Source organism: Phormidium sp. CCY1219 (assembly GCF_055795085.1).
In genome coordinates, this window is the sequence record NZ_JAYFEQ010000095.1 from 1 (window position 1) to 226 (window position 226).

At 54.4% G+C, this 226-nt stretch carries 1 rRNA gene; it reads right to left on the minus strand.

Features of this window, described 5'->3' with window-relative positions:
• Positions 1-214, minus strand: a 23S ribosomal RNA gene (locus AC0QH1_RS00575); the annotation flags it as partial.
• Between the last annotated feature and the right edge of the window lie 12 nt (positions 215-226).

Genomic DNA, 226 nt, shown 5'->3' on the forward strand with positions numbered 1-226 from the left:
TTGATTTCTTTTCCTCGAGCTACTAAGATGTTTCAGTTCGCTCGGTTGGCTCTGACCTGCCTATGGATTCAGCAGGCAGTACATGGGGTTGCCCCATTCGGAGACCTCCGGATCGATGCTGACTTCCAGCTCCCCGGAGCGTTTCGCCGGTAATCGCGTCCTTCTTCGCCTCGGCGTGGCTAGGTATCCACCGTTAGCCCTTTGTAGCTTGACCTAGCTTTACTTG